Raw genomic sequence first — 13,058 nt, 5'->3', positions numbered from 1 at the left:
AAGGGCCACGTCTCTCGGAGCGTGGCCCCACCTCTCAGGAAGTGCGCCCATGAATGAAGGCCCGATCCTCCTGCCCTATCCCGCCGAAGACCACGATCACCCCGACGACTTCAACGGCCTGGGCGTCCATGCCGACCTGAACATGCTCTCGCGCGCCGTGCTGGACCGCCGCCGGGTCCTTTCTCTCGGTGCGGCGGGCATCGCCACCCTGCTGGGCGGCAGCTTCGGCCTGGCTCGCGCGGCCACCCGAACGGCCGGCGCCTGCGTTCCCGCCATTCCCTCCGAGACGGCCGGGCCGTACCCGGCGGCCGGGCCGGCGGTCTCGGGGCAGTCGGTGAACGTATTGACCCGCTCGGGGATCGTCCGCTCCAATCTGCGGACCAGCCTGGGCACCGGGAACCGGGCGCAGGGCGTACCCCTCACCCTGAAGATGAAGCTCGTCAATGTCAGCGGTGGCTGTGCGCCCCTCGCCGAATACGCGGTGTACGCCTGGCACTGCACGGCCGACGGCCAGTACAGCATGTACAGCCCGGGCGTCGTGGGCGAGGACGACCTGCGCGGGGTGCAGGGGACGGCACGCTGACCTTCAAGACCGTCTTTCCAGGCTGCTACGACGGGCGCTGGCCGCACATCCACTTCGAGGTGTTTCCCACCATGGCGGCGGCAACGGCCGCGCGGGGCAAGATTCAGACGTCGCAACTCGCCCTGCCCGAGGGCGCGTGCTGGGCGGCGTACGCCACCAACGGGTACGGTCGGAGCCTGAGCAACCTGGGCCGACAGTCGCTGGACCGCGACATGGTGTTCCGCGATGGCTACGCCCCGCAACTGTCCGCCGTGACGGGGACGCCTGCTGGGGGCTACGCGGCGAACCTGACCGTCGGTCTGGCCCGCTGAGGGTTATAAAGCAGTTGTCCGAATGGCGCCGCGCGTGGAAGGGCAGCCCTCACGGCGCCCCCCATTCTCCCCCACGCGCATTTCGCTCGCCGGTCTCGGTTAAAAAGAAGTCCGCGCGTTGATATCTGCTCTCGGGGAGCCGCGCGCCCTCCGCCGGAATCGCCGAAGCGGCCCCCTTCGCCGGGGTGAAGGGCGTGGACACAAACGTTGCACTGCTCGGCGGGGCCCACCGGACCCGCGCGAGGCTGCTCAAGCTGTCCTTTGGGCAGGGGGACGTGTACGCCGCCCTTGACGAGACCGCAGCGTTCGGCGTCGTGGCGGCCCCAAAGCCGGGCGGGCGGCTCTTCCCGTTGGGCCACAACCACCTCAGGGTCCAACTCACCCCAACCCCCCACCCGAGATGCCGCACTTCCGGGAGCGCTCCCTGGTCTGGCGGGCGGACGCGGGCGTGAACAACGGGGTGGCCGATCATCTCGCCGGGTGACTGGGGGACGTGGGCCTGACCGGGATCAATGTCGTAGCCCAGCACGAGGTGACGGGGGGTGGAGACGCCGATTTTGCCCGCCGCGCCCGCCTGTGGGGCGAGTTGGGCCTTACCTGTGGCCTGCAGGTGGTGGGTGCTGGCCTCTGAGGGGGAGCGGCAGGCGGCGGTGGAGGCGTTCGGGGGATGGGCAACGGATGCGGCGCAGGAGCGGACCTTCTCCCTGCTGCGCGCCTCGGGGAGCAAATCCGCCTGAAGGGTTTCCCGATCACCAGAACTGAAGGGAGCGGTCCCCGTTTGCCGCCCCGCCTTATCCTGGGGTCCATGTCCTCCTCGCTCCGCCGTTCTCGCGCCGCCCTCTGGACCGCCGGAGCCGCCGCTGCCGCCCTCGCTGTGCGGCAGGTGGCCCAGACGCCGCCCACCCCGGAAGAGCTGCGTGCGGCGGCCCTGCGCCTGCTGATTGCCGTGTTGCCCGGCGCGCGGGCCTTCGACGTGGAGCTGTGGGACGGCGCCGTGCTGCCCGCCACCGCACAGCCGGCCACTGCCCGGCTGGTCTTGCGCAGTGAACACGCGCTGGGCCGAATGCTGCGCCTGCCCGCCGATCTGGCCTTCGGGGAGGCGTACCTGCGGGGCGACTTCGAGATTGAGGGCGACATCGGAACCGTGGCGGGTATTCCCGACGCCTTCGACGCGCAATTCACCCCGGCCACCACTGCCCGCGTGCTGAGAGACGTCGCGACGCTGCGCCGGGGCGCGGGACCGACGCCGCCCCCCACGACTGCCCGCCTGGAGGGCGAGGTCCACAGCCGCGAACGCGACAGGCAGGCCATCACCTACCACTACGACGTGTCCAACGACTTTTACAAGCTCTGGCTGGACCGCCGCATGGTGTATTCCTGCGCCTACTTCCCCACAGGCACCGAGACGCTGGATGAGGCCCAGGAAGCCAAGCTGGAGTACATCTGCCGCAAGCTGCGCCTTCAGCCCGGCGAGCGTCTGCTGGACATCGGCTCCGGCTGGGGTGGACTCGCCATCTACGCCGCGCAGCAGTACGGGGTGCAGGTGCTGGGCGTGACCCTCTCGGAAGCGCAGCTGCACGAGGCCCGGCAGCGGGTGGAGGCGGCGGGCGTCTCACATCTCGTTACCCTGGAGCTGCGCGATTACCGCGACGTGCTGGGCAGCGGACACGGGCAGTTCGACAAGATCGCGTCCATCGGCATGGCCGAACATGTGGGGCGCCGCAACATGCCCACCTATTTCCGCGCCGCCTACGACGCGCTGAAGCCCGGCGGCCTGATGCTCAACCACGCCATTTCCGGCGGCATCGAGCAGGCGAAAGTTCCCTACCTGCTGCAATCGGGCAATTTCGCACGCAAGTACGTCTTTCCCGACGGCGAGCTGCTGCCCATCTGGGAGACCCTGAAACACGGCGCCGAGGCGAAATTCGAGGTTCGCGACGTGGAAAATCTGCGCGAGCACTACGCGCAGACCACCGCCTGCTGGTCCCGCAATCTGGAAGCGCACCGGGAGGAAGCCCTCGCCGCACTGGGCGAGGAACGTTTCCGGTTGTGGCGCATCTACCTGGGGGCCTGCGCGTACTACTTCGCCGCCGGGCACCTGTCCATCTACCAGAGCCTCCTCGCCAAGCCGAGGGTAGACCGCAGCGTGGCGCTGCCGCCCAGCCGGGCGGATTTGTACCGGTAAGTGGAAATCACCACGGTTGGGGCGCGTAATTCTTCACGCCGAAGGGTGCGTCGCCTGCCAGGCCCCGGACGATGGGATCATAGACCCGGGCAGCCGCGTCGGTCATATCGGGAGGGAGCTGATAGCCCTGCACATGGAGGTGCTCGCCGCCGGGGTGCGGCTGCTGTACCGACGCCCACCCGGTGTCCACGCTGGTCATGGAAATGCCCTCGCGGACCAGCCCAGGATCCGCATGTCCAGGGCGGCCTTCGCCATGTTGGCGTGTGGGTGGTGTCCGCGCTTCTCCGGCCGGGCGAACTGCCCCTCCACGGCGCTCACGTTGACGGTAAAGCGCTCCCGGTGCGGCGAAGCAGGCACAGCAAGAAGGGCGCCGTGGTATTCACGGGCTGCCCCTCAAGCAGTTCACGCACGTCCACGTCCTCCAGCCGGGCTGTCCAGCTGTTGTCCAGGCGCAGGCCCAGTTGCTGGCCGTGTTCGCCGCGCTGCCCCGCAGGAAAGAGGGGATTCGGGGCCGCTCTCCCTTCGCGCAACAGATGCAGGGGGCGGGGTGTTCGCTCCGGGGATGACCGGGCGCAGCGCCGGGAAGGGTCAGCCGCTTACCGTGCTGCAGGTGGGCGTAGAACTCGGGCCGGGCGGTGGTCTGCGCCGCGTTGTTGATCAGGATGTCGAGGTACGGCTCGGGGGCGTGCAGATGGTCCGTGAAGGCCTGCGCCGCCCGCAGTTCACGCAGGTCCAGGCCATACAGGGGCAGGCGGCCCTGCCACTCTCCGGCGTCCGGTTCGGCCCTGTACCGCCGGTTCGGCCCTGTACCGCCGGTTCGGCCCTGTACCGCTGCGCGGCGCCGCTTGGAAACCGGGTGGTAACGATCACCCGGGCGCCGCCGAGTGGCAGGTTCAGCGGGGTGGCGTGGCCGATTTTGAGCCGTCCGCCGGTCCGCACGGTCACCCGCCCCGGCAGGTCAGCCCGGGCCCCGCGCTTACGGGCATTCAGCGCACCGCCCACCCGGCACAGTGCACGGCGCGCCGCGTGGGGGCGTCGTACCGCCGCTTGCACATGTCGCAGCGGAGCAGGGGTCCCGCGCTCCCGGTTCGGGTGGCCTCGCCGTGTCCCGCTGCCGGGCGTGCTTGCGCCCCTGCCGGTTAACCTCGGCCACCGGCCACCAGGGTGCAGAACTCGGGGCGTTTGCCAGTCAGCGAGGGATTGCGCAGAGCAGCGTGCCGCACGCGCCGGGACGTTTCCCAGCCGGTATGGGTGGCGGGCAACTCCTCGCTGTCCAGGGCAGAACCGAACCGCTGATCCGGCACCTTGGAGCAGTGTGGCCCTTCCACTGAGCGGCCGGACGCTCTCAGGACACAGGGCCCGCCGCGTCCAGATTCCAGAAGCCTAGGCCACAGAAGAGGGACGGCCACCGGGTTTTGGACGCTCGGCCGTCCCGCACGTCCGGGGCGGAGTCAAACCGCCGACCTCCCGGTCCGGGCCCGGACGCTCTTCCGCTGGGCTACCCAACACTTCCGTCTACACTCCCCCCTGCCCCTGCCCCGCCTGAATTGCCGTGAGCGCAACCGTATACACGATGTCGTCCACCAACGCTCCCCGCGAGAGGTCGTTTACCGGCTTGCGCAGTCCCTGGAGCATCGGCCCAATCGCCACCACACCCGCCGCGCGCTGCACGGCCTTGTAGGTGGTGTTGCCCGTGTTGAGGTCCGGGAAGATAAACACGGTGGCCCGGCCCGCCACGGGGCTGTTCGGCGCCTTCTGGCGGCCCACGCTCAAGACGCTCGCGGCGTCGTACTGGAGGGGACCGTCCACCTGAATGTCGGGGCGGCGTTCGCGGACGAGTTGGGTGGCGGCCTTCACCTTTTCCACGTCTTCGCCCGCGCCGCTCTCGCCCGTCGAGTAACTCAGCATCGCCACCCGGGGTGTGATCCCAAAGGCCTGCGCGGAGTCCGCGGACTGGATGGCGATGTCGGCCAGTTCCTCCGCGCCGGGGTTGGGATTGATCGCCGCGTCGCCGTACACGAGCACCTGTTCGGGCATCAGCATAAAGAAGACCGAACTCACCAGGGCAGCGCCGGGCGCGGTCTTGATGAGTTGCAGGGCCGGGCGCACCGTGTTGGCGGTCGTGTGGACGGCCCCCGACACCAGCCCGTCCACCTCGCCGAGCGCGAGCATCATTGTGCCCAGCACCACCGTGTCTTCGAGTTGCGCCTCCGCCTGCGGAGCGGTCAGGCCCTTGCTCCTCCGGAGTTCCACCATCGGGGCGACGTAATTGGCACGAATGCTTTCGGGGTCCAGCACCTCCAGCCCTTGCGGCAGCGTGAGGCCCTGGCCTTCGGCCACCTGCCGCACCTTGTCCGGGTGGGCGAGCAGCAGCGGCCGCGCGATGCCCTTTTCGACACAGCGGATGGCGGCCTTTACCGTGCGCGGCTCGTCGCCCTCGGGCAGCACGATGCGCTTGTTTGCCGCCCGCGCCCGCTGAATCAGCTCGTAGCGGAAGGCGCTGGGGGGCAGTCGGCGCTCGCCTTCCGGCTGCGGGGTGCTCAAGCGGGTGCCGAGCGGCACGGTGTCCAGGCGGTCCGCGATAAAGTCCAGCGTTCGCTCCATGCGTTCGAGGTCGTCGTGCGGCACGCGGGGGTCCATGCGCGATAAGCGCGAGGCCGTGTTGTACGAATTGGTGTCCACCCGCAGCACGGGCAGCGAGGAGGTCAGCGCCGCCCGGCACAGCCGCTCGATGGCGGGTTCGGGGGCGCTGCCCGATGTGAACATCAGCCCCGCGAGCGGCACCCCGCTGAGGTGCGAGAGGGCCGCCGCCATCACCACGTCCTCGCGGTCCCCGGGCGTGACCACGAGTGCGCCTGAGGTAAAGAGGTCCGCCATCTTGGGCACGCTGCGGGCGGTGATCACGGTGCTCGTGACGCGGCGAAAGGTGGCCTCGCCCCCGTTCACCAGCGTCGCGCCCAGGTGCCGGGCCACGTCCACGGTGCGCGGGGCACTGAGGGCTTCGGTCTGCGCCACGACGCCCAGCAGGGGCAACTCGCCGCTCGCCAGCACCCGGCTGCGCCCCCGCAGCTCGGCCAGCAGACCGCCAAAATCCAGTTCGCGTGGGGCGAAGTTCAGCACGTACCCGGCCAGCCCCGAGCCGTCGCTGCGGCGATAGCCCTGCGCCGCAATCTCCAGTTCATCGGCGAGCGCCCCGGGTGTCACGCCCGCGAGGCTGGACACCAGCACCACGTCCGCTTCCAGGTTGCGCGCGAGGCTGGCGTTCAGGGTGCCCGCGTAGGTGTTGCGCTCGTTGAGGGCCAGGCCCTCGGCCACAAGCACGTCTGCTCCGCCCGTCACGCCGCCGACCGCCTGCCGCGCCAGGGCAATCACGCCTTCCATCAGGTCCTCTTCCTGGCCGAGGCTGAGCTGCTCCTCGGCGTGCGCGAGCGGGATGGGATCGGGCGTCACGGCGTGGGCCAGCGTGCGGGCGAAATGCACCGAGTCGTCGGGGGCCGCCTCGTGTGTCTGGGCGATGGGCTTGAGAAAGGCCACCTTCAGGCCCCGGCGCTCCAACGCGCGCAGCAGGCCCAGGGCGGTGCTCGACAGGCCAACACCGTTGCGGGTGGGCGCGACAAAGAGGGTTTTCATGGGTTCTCCTTCAGAGGATTGTGGCCGGTGGAGCGCCGTGCAGTGGGCCCAGCTTCTTTCCCTGTCACGCTACAGGCCACGCGCGACGAGCTCCGCCGTCTCCCGCGCGATCATCCATTCCTCGTTCGTGTTCACCACGAGTGTGGACACGCTGCCAGATGCGGAGATCACGCCGCTCTGCCCGCGCACCGCCGCTGCGTTCGCCCCATCGTCTACCGTGAAGCCCAGCACCGCCAGCCGCGCGAGGGTGGCCGAACGGACGGCGGCGCTGTTCTCACCGATGCCGCCGGTAAAGACGAGGCCGTCCAGCCGCCCCAGCGCCACGGCCATACCGGCGATCAGCTTGGCGAGACGGTAGACAAAGACCTGCACCGCGAGGCGTGCGCCCGCGTGACCCTGCCCGGCGGCTTCCTCCAACTCGCGCATGTCGTTGGTCAGGCCCGACAGCCCTTTCAACCCGCTTTCCCTGTTCAGCGCCGCCGTCAATTCGGTGAGGCTCAGGCCCGCTTCCCGCGCGAGGTAGTCGTGCAGGCCGGGGTCCACGTCGCCGCTGCGGGTTCCCATGACGAGGCCCTCCAGCGGGGTCAGACCCATGCTGGTGTCCACGCTGCGGCCTCCCGCTATCGCGGCCACGCTGCACCCATTGCCCAAGTGGGCGGTGACGAGGTTCAGTTCCTCCAGTGGTTGGCCCAGCACCCGCGCCGCCTCACCCGCGACGTACGCGTGGCTGGTGCCGTGAAAGCCGTAGCGCCGCACGCCGTGCTCCCTGTACCACGCCTCGGGCACGGCGTAGCGGTAGGCCACCTCCGGCATGGTCTGGTGGAAGGCGGTGTCGAACACGGCGACGTGAGGCACGTCACAGAAGGCCGCCTGCGCCGCCGCGATTCCCTCCAGGTTCGCCGGATTGTGCAGCGGGGCGAGGGGCACGCACGCCTGAATGGCTTTCAGCACCTCAGGGCTCAGGAGGGACGCGGCGCTGAATTGCTCCCCGCCGTGGACGACGCGGTGCCCGACAGCCTGCACCTCGGCGCGGGCGTTCAGGCGGTCGAGTTCCGCGAGCAGCACGCCAAACGCTTCCGGATAACTGCCGTTTGGCAGGGGCACGGTGACGCGCCCGTCCTCCCGGTCCACCCGTACCGAGGCCCCCGCCCCGCCCAGCCGCTCGGCCAGTCCAGAGAGGGCCACAGCACCTGAGGCCGGGTCCAACAGCGCGAACTTCATGCTGCTCGATCCGCAATTCACCACCAGCGTCTTCATGGGTGCATTCTGACGCGCCCCGCCAGGGGGACGGGAGGACATTTAAAGTCGGTCAGCGTACCCGCGTTGCCCGCCGCACGTCCGGCTCGCCCGGCACGTGCTCCAGCCACAGGATGGGCGCGTCCGGGTAATCCGCGTACAGCCCCTCGCCCCACTCGATGACGGTCAGCCGGCTCTGCACGATCAGGTCTTCGAGGTCCATCTCGTACAGCTCCCCCGCGTCGCGCACACGGTAGGCGTCCACGTGCAGCACGCGTCCCGCTGGCGTGGGGTAGGGGTGCATCAGGGCGTAGGTGGGGCTGGTGACGGGTTCTGCGAAGCCCAGGGCCTCCACCAGTCCGCCCGTCAGCGTGGTCTTGCCCGCGCCGAGTTCGCCTTCCAGAAACAGCACCGCGCCGGGCGGCAGCACCTCAGTCAGGGCGGCGCCCAGCGCGCGCTGCTCTTCGGGACCGTGCAGCAGGCGGGACTGGTGGAGCAGGAGGGGGAAGGCGGCGCTCATCCCCGCAGCCTATCCCCCGAATTCCCCTGTCGTCAGCCAGCCGCCCAGCCGGTCTTCGATGGTCTGGAGGTTGGGGCCATGGGCCAGCCGCCACGCGCCCAGGCCGTCTTGCCGGGCGGCCCAGGCCCCGCGTTCGTCTTCGAGCCGCACGGTCCGCACGCCCATGTTCAGGGCGAGGTCAAGCAGGCCCGCCACCTCCTGCGCGGCCATGTTCGTGGCGCTGCCCGCCGTGATGCGGCCTCCCCGGGTCAGCCAGGTGTCGTCGGGCAGGGTGAGGGCCGGAGCAGTGCCGGAGAAGGTGGGGACGTCGGCGCTGGGCGACGCGGGGGCAGATGGAGCGGCGGGGGCCGTCTCAGGGCCACCCAGGTCCCCGAACAGGCCTCCACCGGCCCCACCCGCGTCGCCCCCAAAGTCGAAGACGTCCAGCAGGCCGCTCAGGGCGTCCTCGCCGAAGCTGGCCGTGACCTCCTGGGCGGCCTGATACTCGGCCCTCGCCTCGGCCAGCAGGCCCTCAGCGTCGGTCAGGGTGTGGGCGTAGCGCTCGCGGGCCTCGACGGACATCGGCCCCAGACGGCGCTGGGCGCGCAGCGCGTCGGCAAGTCGCCCCAGCGAGCGGATCGTTTCGCCGGCCAGGTGGCGCACGGTGTCGTACTCACTGATGACGTGATCGGCGCGGGCGTCGAAGTCCTCGCGCTGTTGCGCCGCTTCGCCCATGCGGCGTTCGAGTACGGCCCACAGGGCGTCCACATTCACGTCGTCCCCGCGCAGCAGGGCCTCGCGGGCCGCAGCAAGCTGGGGCGCGAGGTCCGCCGCCGCGCCGGGCACGTCGCGGGCGGCGCGCTCCACCTCGGTCAGTTCGCGCTGGCGCTCCAGCAGCCGCGCGGCCTGGGCCGGTCCGGCCTCCAGCGCGGCGAGGGTGTTCGTCAGGTCGCGCAGCTCGTCGGTGGCGAGGCCGCCGCCCGTCAGGGTCAGGCGGGCGACGTCCAGTTCCACACGGGCGTCGGCAGCGGCCGGACTGCCTCCCAGTGCGGCCAGGCGCGCTTCCAGGGCATTGAGTTCGCCCTGCTGCGCCTGCACCAGCCCCGTGCGAATCTGTTCCAGGTCCTTACGCCAGCCTGCCACGGCCTCAGCCTTGAGGGTTCCCGCGGCCTGCTGGCCTTTCAAGGCCTGATATTGGGCGTCCAGGTCCGGCCGGGCGCGCAGCAGCGGCTCGAATTCGCGGCCCACGTCGGCGAGTTGCCGCGCGGCATGTTCCTGTTCCAGCGCCAGCACGCGTGCCTGGGCGTCGGGGTCCAGGACCGGGGCCTCGCCGCCGGGGGTCAGGGGCTGCACCACCGACGACTCCAGCGTGCGGCGCAGGTTGAAGGTGATGGTGCGGGCGCGGTCCACCTCGGCGGGCAGCAGCATGCCCTGCTTCTGGGCGTCCTCGATCTGAGAGATCAGGGTCTCCAGGCGCCGCACGTCCTTGCCGCCCATGCCCTGCACCCGCCGGAAGGCGGCCTGCAATTCGGCCAGGTCTTGCGACTGGATAACCAGCCCTTCTTGAAGCCGGCGCTCCATCAGCGCGATCAGGTCCTGCCCCTCGCGGATCAGTGGGGCGATGTCCTGTCCGGCCTGGTCCTGCTGCCGGGCCACGCCGAGCACGCCGCGCAGGCGCTGGGTTTCGGGCCAGTCAAAATACAGGGTAAAGCGCCGGGCCCCCTCTTCCAGCAGGGCGAGTTGCTGACCGCCCGCGTTGGGGGTAGGTGCGGCGGGCGCGGCGGTCAACAGCTCGGAAATCACGTCCGAGACGCGGCGCTTGGCCAGCGCAGCGGGCACGCTCAGCTGCAGCCGCTTGAAGACTTCCTTTTTCAGGATGTCTTCAAGCGCCCGGGCGTCCAGGGTGTCCAGGGTGACGCCGCGCGCACCCGCGCCGTCTTGCAGGATGCGCTCCAACGCGCGCGGCGAGATCATATCGCCCAGCAGCCGTACCGGCAGGCGGTGCAGCGGTTCGGAAGTTCCGGGGCCTGAGGTCATCCCCGGCTCCGGGCAGTCAAAACGGTGAAACGCTCAGTGGAGTTGCTCATCAGACTTCCTCGTCCCAGTCGCGGCTCGTGCCCGGACGGGTGCTGGTCTTGGTGGTGCGGATGCTGGTCTGGGCCGCAGCCGGGGTTCCTGCGCCCAGCAGGCCGAACTGCACGCACAGTCCCCGGAAGCCGTAGGTGGCCAGGCCGATGGCCAGCGCCGTCAGCAGCGCGCCGAGGGGCACGCCGTAGGCCCCCTGCGAGAGCGTGAAGTTGCTTAGCGCGCGCAGGCCCCCCACTCCGGTCAGGTCGCCCAGCCAGCCGAGTCCCCCGAACAGGCCCTCGAAGAAGGTGGGGAGCAGCAGCAACGCCAGCGCCGCTGAAATGGCGCGCCAGTAGGTGTTGCGGCCCCCGAAGGCCAGGTTGAGCAGGTACAGGGGCAGGGCCGCGAGCAGGGCCAGCGCGAAGAACAGCAGGGCGCGCACACCGCCGCCGAAGCCACGCGCCGCGCCCGCCGAGAGGGCGTCGGCCGTGCTCGTCGTGCCCGCCTCCAGCCGGCCGAGTCCCGAGATCAGGGCCTGTACGTCGCTCGGCCGCAGGCCCCGGCGCCCTGCAGCCGCCGTGACGTCCCGCAGGAGCCGGTCATAGCCGGGAGCCGCCGTGAGGGAGGCTGCAGGGCGCCGCAGCGCCGCGCTGGCCCGTTCCAGCTCCGTGCGGGCGGCCGTGTTGTCTCCGTGCCCGGTGGCGGCCAGCGCACGGCCCAGGGCAGCGTAGGCCGCCGCTACGCTGCCCGCCCCGGAAACCTCGTCGGCGCCTGCGCCCGCGGGCGCTCCAGCCGAAGCTCCCCCGGGCGACGTCCGGGTCTGCACCGTTGGGGTCTGGGCGGCACTGGAAGGCGTGGGCTGCGGCTTGGGCGTTTGCGCCTGGGGTGCCGAGGGGCGTGGGTTCGGCACCTGTGGCCCGCCGCCCGTCTGCTTGCCAGCAGTGGGCGGCGAGGCCAGCGTGCGCTGCAGCGCTGACGCGCCCTGCCGCAGCGTCTTGAGGGACGCGGTAAGCCCCGGTACATCGCCCGAGGCGAGCTGGCGCAGCGCACTGGTGAACTGCGACACCCGCAGCGGCGCACCGCTGGCGTCTTGCACCACCGTGAACCAGCTCGTGGCTTGCGCGAGGCTGAGGTAGGAGGCCGCGCTGCGTTTGGGAGTGGTGCTGCCCAGCGACGCGCTCACCTTCTGCGCCGCCGCCTTCTGCAGTCGCCAGGCCACACGCTCCAGCCGTCCGGCCTTCGCGTCGCTGCTCAACGCCTGCGCCGCCGCGCCCTTTAGGCCGAACTCCTGTCCCAGCAACGCCAGCTGCGCGCGGCCGTTGGCCGGGGCCTGCGCGAGTTCTGCCAGCGTCTGGTCGTACAGCGCCTTGCGCATCAGCCCGCGCGCCAGCAGCACCTGCGCCTGCAACTCGGCGGGCGTGCGCGCCAGGGCAGCCCGGGCCCCGTCGAGCGCGTCGCGCATGCCGCTCAGCAACTGCTTGTTCTGCACGGTGGGGGCGAGTCTGGTATACGCGCTCTCCGCCCGATCGAGGGATGTGAGCGCCTGCGCGGCACTTTTTGTGCGCGCCTGCGAAGCCGCTTCCAGGCTGCTTGACAGGGCCCGGTAGGCGCTGAGGTCCTGCGCACCGGCGAGGCTGGCGGTCAGGGCCGCCGTGAGGACCAGGGCGGACGGGACGCGCTTCACGCGGCCTCCCGGATCTGCTGCAGCTCAGACAGCAGCCGCCCGATGTTGACCCCGGGGCCAGCAACCACGGCGACGCAGTAGCTCCCCACGGGCCGCATGCATACGGTCTGCTGGCCCATGTCGGCCGACATCAGGGTCAGGGCGCGCTTCTGAAACAGCATGGCCGTGGCGGCGATCACGCTGCCCAGGTTGCCGACGCCCGAGAGCGCCTTCTCGCGCAACACCTCGCCGTTGGCGCGGCACACCAGAATGCCCTGGACCCCCTGGATGCGCCCCAGGTCCTGAATCAGGGCCTGTTGCCCGTCCGGGCTGCCCAGCGCGTAGCGCCGCTCGGTGGGCACAGAGGTGTACTCGGGGTCGTCGAACTCGAAGTCGTCGGCGCTGAGATCGCCCGGGTCCTCCCAGGCCGCGGCGGGTTCCAGAAAGAGGGTGGGAGCCTTGGGGTACTGCGCCTGCAGCCGGGCCGCGAGGCCGCGCAACTCGCTGCGGGCGCGCGCCGGCGGCAAGACGTTGCTGACCCGGGCCAGCAGCGGGCCCGAGAGCACCCGCTGCATGTCCTGGGCATTCACCCCCTCGGGGGTCAGGCCCTGCTCGCCCAGGGCCGCGCGCAGCATGGTTTCAGCGGCGCGTTCGGACACGATGCCGGACAGGGCGCGCACGATCAGGGAGTACACGGCGTTCGTGGCATTCGTCATGGGTTACCTCCCTGGATTATAGGCCCGGGTGTCCTGACAGAGTTGTCTCAAGGGTGGGCAAGCGGGGGCGCGGTGGAGGAAAGCGCCCCTTGCTCCCGGAGACCTGGAGCGCCCGTCCTCCAGCGGCCTGCTTTCCTGGCCGCACCGGCACCCCTGCCGTCTAGACTA

General features: G+C 70.6%; 14 protein-coding genes. 3 read left to right on the top strand and 11 right to left on the bottom strand.

Going from position 1 to position 13,058, the window contains the following annotated elements; all coding sequences use genetic code 11:
• Window positions 1–49 precede the first annotated feature (49 nt).
• Together B9A95_RS35840 and B9A95_RS35835 are read left to right on the top strand one after the other, a co-directional pair.
• Window positions 50–583: a peptidase associated/transthyretin-like domain-containing protein gene (locus tag B9A95_RS35840; protein WP_245808523.1), complete on the top strand. Its 534-nt coding sequence runs from the start codon at window positions 50–52 to the stop codon at window positions 581–583.
• Between the two features lie 59 nt (window positions 584–642).
• Window positions 643–894, top strand: a complete 252-nt coding sequence (locus tag B9A95_RS35835) for a peptidase associated/transthyretin-like domain-containing protein (protein WP_245808522.1) — start codon at window positions 643–645, stop codon at window positions 892–894.
• A gap of 49 nt (window positions 895–943) precedes the next feature.
• Here B9A95_RS35835 and B9A95_RS32765 read toward each other — a convergent pair whose 3' ends face one another.
• The gene (locus B9A95_RS32765; RefSeq protein ID WP_139807007.1) at window positions 944–1,621 is read right to left on the bottom strand and encodes a hypothetical protein; all 678 of its coding nucleotides are present in this window, start codon (window positions 1,619–1,621) and stop codon (window positions 944–946) included.
• A gap of 78 nt (window positions 1,622–1,699) precedes the next feature.
• Between B9A95_RS32765 and B9A95_RS27735 the strand changes: the two genes are divergently transcribed.
• Window positions 1,700–3,079 carry an SAM-dependent methyltransferase gene (locus tag B9A95_RS27735; protein ID WP_084050477.1) on the top strand — a complete coding sequence of 460 codons (1,380 nt, stop codon included), beginning with the start codon at window positions 1,700–1,702 and terminating at the stop codon, window positions 3,077–3,079.
• Window positions 3,080–3,086: 7 nt separating this feature from the next.
• Here the strand turns inward: B9A95_RS27735 and B9A95_RS27730 are convergent, their stop codons facing one another.
• The 10 genes from B9A95_RS27730 to B9A95_RS27695 form a co-directional block, all read right to left on the bottom strand.
• Window positions 3,087–3,278: a hypothetical protein gene (locus B9A95_RS27730; RefSeq protein ID WP_084050475.1), complete on the bottom strand. Its 192-nt coding sequence runs from the start codon at window positions 3,276–3,278 to the stop codon at window positions 3,087–3,089.
• Entirely contained in the window at window positions 3,275–3,397 is a 123-nt protein-coding gene (locus B9A95_RS36440) for a hypothetical protein (protein WP_281255898.1), read from the bottom strand. Before B9A95_RS36440 ends, B9A95_RS27730 begins: the two co-directional genes overlap by 4 nt.
• Window positions 3,394–3,609, bottom strand: coding sequence for a hypothetical protein (locus tag B9A95_RS27725; protein WP_084050474.1), 216 nt, complete (start codon window positions 3,607–3,609; stop codon window positions 3,394–3,396). Before B9A95_RS27725 ends, B9A95_RS36440 begins: the two co-directional genes overlap by 4 nt.
• Before the next feature lie 609 nt (window positions 3,610–4,218).
• Window positions 4,219–4,383: a hypothetical protein gene (locus B9A95_RS34240; RefSeq protein ID WP_170928789.1), complete on the bottom strand. Its 165-nt coding sequence runs from the start codon at window positions 4,381–4,383 to the stop codon at window positions 4,219–4,221.
• 211 nt (window positions 4,384–4,594) lie between these two features.
• Complete coding sequence (pta, locus tag B9A95_RS27720; RefSeq protein WP_084050472.1) at window positions 4,595–6,709, bottom strand: phosphate acetyltransferase; 2,115 nt, start codon at window positions 6,707–6,709, stop codon at window positions 4,595–4,597.
• A gap of 69 nt (window positions 6,710–6,778) precedes the next feature.
• A complete protein-coding gene (locus B9A95_RS27715; RefSeq protein ID WP_084050470.1) occupies window positions 6,779–7,966 on the bottom strand; it encodes an acetate kinase in 1,188 nt (395 codons plus the stop codon).
• 52 nt (window positions 7,967–8,018) lie between these two features.
• Window positions 8,019–8,465, bottom strand: a complete 447-nt coding sequence (gene tsaE, locus B9A95_RS27710) for a tRNA (adenosine(37)-N6)-threonylcarbamoyltransferase complex ATPase subunit type 1 TsaE (protein ID WP_084050468.1) — start codon at window positions 8,463–8,465, stop codon at window positions 8,019–8,021.
• A 9-nt stretch (window positions 8,466–8,474) separates the two neighbouring features.
• A complete protein-coding gene (locus B9A95_RS27705) occupies window positions 8,475–10,481 on the bottom strand; it encodes a coiled-coil domain-containing protein (RefSeq protein WP_084050466.1) in 2,007 nt (668 codons plus the stop codon).
• A gap of 49 nt (window positions 10,482–10,530) precedes the next feature.
• Window positions 10,531–12,195, bottom strand: coding sequence for a hypothetical protein (locus B9A95_RS27700; RefSeq protein WP_084050464.1), 1,665 nt, complete (start codon window positions 12,193–12,195; stop codon window positions 10,531–10,533).
• On the bottom strand, window positions 12,192–12,890 hold the full coding sequence (locus B9A95_RS27695) for a roadblock/LC7 domain-containing protein (RefSeq protein ID WP_084050463.1): 699 nt from the start codon (window positions 12,888–12,890) through the stop codon (window positions 12,192–12,194). Before B9A95_RS27695 ends, B9A95_RS27700 begins: the two co-directional genes overlap by 4 nt.
• Window positions 12,891–13,058: the final 168 nt, after the last annotated feature.

It is taken from the genome of Deinococcus hopiensis KR-140 (genome assembly GCF_900176165.1).
In the GTDB taxonomy this organism is placed as follows: domain Bacteria; phylum Deinococcota; class Deinococci; order Deinococcales; family Deinococcaceae; genus Deinococcus; species Deinococcus hopiensis.
This window is presented reverse-complemented; position numbering and strand designations above follow the sequence as displayed.

Bases quoted from the DNA above. Each gene is read 5' to 3' on its own strand.
- B9A95_RS35840 (WP_245808523.1), top strand. From the start codon at position 50: ATGAATGAAGGCCCGATCCTCCTGCCCTATCCCGCCGAAGACCACGAT.
- B9A95_RS27735 (WP_084050477.1), top strand. From the start codon at position 1,700: ATGTCCTCCTCGCTCCGCCGTTCTCGCGCCGCCCTCTGGACCGCCGGA.
- B9A95_RS27730 (WP_084050475.1), bottom strand. From the start codon at position 3,278: ATGACCAGCGTGGACACCGGGTGGGCGTCGGTACAGCAGCCGCACCCC.
- pta (WP_084050472.1), bottom strand. From the start codon at position 6,709: ATGAAAACCCTCTTTGTCGCGCCCACCCGCAACGGTGTTGGCCTGTCG.
- B9A95_RS27715 (WP_084050470.1), bottom strand. From the start codon at position 7,966: ATGAAGACGCTGGTGGTGAATTGCGGATCGAGCAGCATGAAGTTCGCG.
- tsaE (WP_084050468.1), bottom strand. From the start codon at position 8,465: ATGAGCGCCGCCTTCCCCCTCCTGCTCCACCAGTCCCGCCTGCTGCAC.
- B9A95_RS27705 (WP_084050466.1), bottom strand. From the start codon at position 10,481: ATGACCTCAGGCCCCGGAACTTCCGAACCGCTGCACCGCCTGCCGGTA.
- B9A95_RS27695 (WP_084050463.1), bottom strand. From the start codon at position 12,890: ATGACGAATGCCACGAACGCCGTGTACTCCCTGATCGTGCGCGCCCTG.